The sequence below is a fragment of the Chloroflexota bacterium genome, assembly GCA_018648225.1.
Classification (GTDB): domain Bacteria; phylum Chloroflexota; class Anaerolineae; order Anaerolineales; family UBA11858; genus NIOZ-UU35.
This window is the reverse complement of sequence record JABGRQ010000180.1, coordinates 1-3,846: the sequence shown is the minus strand read 5'-3', so window position 1 is coordinate 3,846 and position 3,846 is coordinate 1. Positions and strand designations below refer to the sequence as shown.

General features: G+C 50.5%; 2 protein-coding genes. Both read left to right on the top strand.

Annotation, left to right across the window (positions count from 1 at the left end):
- The coding region (locus tag HN413_16220) for a hypothetical protein (protein MBT3391945.1) at window positions 1–164 on the top strand (164 nt) is incomplete at its 5' end.
- A gap of 192 nt (window positions 165–356) precedes the next feature.
- On the top strand, window positions 357–3,846 hold a 3,490-nt coding region (locus tag HN413_16215), incomplete at its 3' end, for a hypothetical protein (protein MBT3391944.1).

Genomic DNA, 3,846 nt, shown 5'->3' with positions numbered 1-3,846 from the left:
TCGACGACATCGTCCGCAAAGTCCGCTTCCCCGAGTGGCAAGCCACGAATGCGGGTGAGCGCGAAGTGCGTAAAGCCCTACGACGCACGCTCTTCAAGTACAAACTGCATACCGATACGGAACTCTTTGAGAAGGCGTATGGGTATGTGAGGGAGTATTATTAGAAAATGGCTTACCATTGCTATTTGCAGAAAGAACCGTAGACATTCCGACCGCATTCCCGACCGCCAAGCAGCCCAATTATTGCATAAAAGGGTACCGAAGCAAAAGCCATTTTTATGATGGCAATGGTCACTTTTAGAAATTTATTTTTTGACACCACTCTCCACGCTCAACTTATTACTTTGGGGTACAACATGCCAAAAAATCTATCCGAGTGGGAAACATACCTTAAACCCTTCTTCAGCCAAATCACTCTGCTGGGTGAAATTCAACTCACGCGCGACCAGGTGGATGAGATTGGCGGTGAAATTCGAGAGCTTATCCAGCGCAACAAGCTTTCAAAAGTCACAAAAATGCTAGATGATTTCTACTATCGTACCTTCGCTACCTATCTTGTCCACGTCGCCGCGCATAATACTGAGCGCGAATACTGGGGAGTAATTGAAAACAATTTGAGAGTTGGCGATCACACACCTCAACAACAGGGATGGAAGAAAATGTTCATGGACACGCTTGAAGAATTTGGGCTACCCACCTTCAAGAGCGCAGGCGGGTATCGTTACGTCACCCCTATTCGTTTGCATGCTGGTATTCCAGCCTACTCATTACCCGATTTCTTCGAGCAAATCTTACTACCCAGTGTTCAACAGTCCCGTTTTGCCGAACTGCCCACCGCCGAGCTGGTGGATGAAATGCTCGGGCGTAGTACCGTGCAGATGTTTGTGGATTCGTCCGTGCGGTATTTCCTGGAATTTGGACGGAAACACGCCCCCGACTACGTGCTGGAATTCGTAGAAAACTGCCAGAAAATGGCCCGTTTCTACCTGCAAAAATTTGATCTTCCCAGCCCCGTCGAACTAAACCTGCCCCCTTATGTGATACGCACCTTCCGCCAGTTCATGGAGGAGGAGCAGGATGACAAAATCGGGCCGCGAATGCGTGTTCCCTACATCTCACTCAGCCCCTGGGAACCGGAATTCTACCTTCATCTCCCACAACAGCCCATTGAGGGGAAGCATGCAGCGCAATCTCACTACTGGGAAATTGAAGGCTATGGGGCTGCCGGAAAGTTATTCACACACACCGAGTGGGTGCGTGTCCGTCAACGGGGACATAGCCTGGAGACGCGTGTATCCCAAATCCCGTTGGATGCGCCAGTCAATTCCCTGCAAGTATCATTTTGCCGTCAAAACCCAGATGAGGGGACCCTGGTATCCATCCATGAAGAGGCCCTGCTTACACGGTGGCTGCACCTGCTTCCCACCTCCGACCAACCGCCGCTGCTGGCTTTCCATCCCCATAACGGGCGGCAGATGCGTTGGGAGCTAACTATCCCTGCCGACGAGTATTGGCTACTCTACCCCCGATCCGCTGAACTGCGCGCCGAAAATGCCCACCATATTCAAGAGTTCTTGGAATTTTATGGAGATTGGGAAGATTGGCAATTGGGATGGTGGGATTTCGAGAAAGCAAGTGTCATCCACCTGCTGGAGGATGGGGAGGCAGAGCCGCTCGTGTCGATTCCAATCCAAGAGCGAGCCGCCGAACCGGAATTGGCGGGAGGCGATATCCTGTCCCAGACCGCCGACCCTAACGAGGTTCCCATCTACATTGGCGAACCGCCCCGCTTGCGCATCCCCACCCGCCTGGGGCGTACGTTTGTACAGGAGTTGTCGCGCTGGCGCATAGAGTTGGCTTCCCGATGGGCTGCAAATCCTGTACTGGACAACCAATCTTATGCCCTTGAAGATTTCGTCGATCAGATCGAATGCAAAGACAATGCCTTTGAATTTCCTTTGACCGCGTTGCTTGACAGTCAACCGGCTGGATCCTATCAAGGTATCGTGCGTGGCCCAATGGGTTTCCGTACTCCCATCCGCTTTCGCATATGGCCTGAATTGGATATTGAAGATTTAGAACCCTACTACTTGCCTGGACGAGACGGTGCAGTTTCAGCCCAGTTCACCATTGCCCTGCCTGAAGACTGTCAGGTTCAGCCTCAGACTAGGGATGAAGACGGCGTCACCGTGACCTCAACAGGGACGCAGTTCGCTATCACCGTTGCCCCGGAGGCCTCCCTGGCTGAACTACATCTGGTGATGCCCCAGATCGACCAGGACCCTGTGCGGGTTTCCGTGTCGCTGGCCGTGCCCCGCCTGCGTTGGGCTTTTCCGCAAGGGTCACCGGAACGCGAAATGGCCTGGCACACTTCCCCTATCATGCGCCCGGTTGATGCCATTTTGCAGGCCGTCCGGGAAGGCGACCCCGCCTCACTCCACGTTGAGCTGCCTACAGAACAATCTCTGTTGTTAGCATTACATCTGATCAACCCGGAGAATGGAGAGCATCTTCAGGAAAGTCGTCATACCCATGAAACCCACCGTCTACGCACGCGCTGGCGTTTTCCCTTGGGGCAATATACTGATACCGTGCGCAACCTGCCTGATATTCCGGTTTTTGAATTTCGACTGGTTATTCTGGATGGGCAAACGAACGAGGTAGCCAAAATCCCTCTCCTACGTCTGAATCGCACGCTTGACATTTCCTTTAAATGGATAAAACATCTTGATCCACCCACTTTCTGTTTGTACTGGGATGAGCCTCATCCGTTACGGAATCGCCGCGTGCGTATTTGGTCCGAATGGCAGCCTTGGCATCATCCAGTCGAAATCAAAATCCCTGACGCCGCCGATGGAGAATTTCTGGTTACTGAAACCGGGTTACCTCCATCCCGTTACCTCCTTCATTTTTTCACTGCCACTCCCTGGTATCCAAAGGAACCGCCTGTTGATCCCCCAAAGGATAGTTTCCTAGCAGAGACGACGACGCCTCAAGATCATCTAAAATGGTTAGCAAGTCAGCTGGAACAATCTCCAGAACGCGAGTTCTTGCTACGTTTTGAACGTGCTTGTGTATATACAACTCTCAATGATCAAGATCGTTGCAATGTAGAAACTACCTGGTGTTACCAAAATCTCGATAAAGCTACGCCGGAGCAAATTATAGCTTTGCATCACTGGGTTGGTAAACGAGACAAAGCTACCCAAAGCGCAATCCGCATTCAAATGTACCGACCGAAAAACCTGGAGCGCTTATATCAGGCTTTTCCACGCACGAACTCAATGCTCACAACATATTTGCAATACCTTCCGAGTACTAAAATTATCAAACTTGAAAGTGCTCGGATGATCCTCAGACATTCGGTAGGCACTGTGCTGGCATTGCATTGCCTACAAATTCTATTAAAGTGGGAAGACCCTCAGGCAATCTCTCAAATTTGTCAGCGGGTAATGGAAGGACAACTATCGGATGCCGATGCGCAGGCGCTTATGAAGCAGAAAGCAGGTTTCGCGCTAGAATCTCTGAGTACTCTTCCCCCAACACCCGTGACGATCCGGCTACTCGCCAATTTAGCCAAAACCGTACCTAACCAGCAAATATTCATCACCCCAAGGTATTGGGTACTCACAGACGGTGGATGGGGGCACATCGAACGAATTATAGATACAGAGACTCAATTAGATCTGCCATATTTCAATGCAAAAACTGATAAACCGTCATTGGCCATTAATTTGCGCCCAAAAATATCGAACGAAAAGATCATGCTGGATATAAACAACAATAAACTCACGTTTTTGTACGCTGAAACAATTTATGTCTGCTCCTATGACGATTGCAAATTCG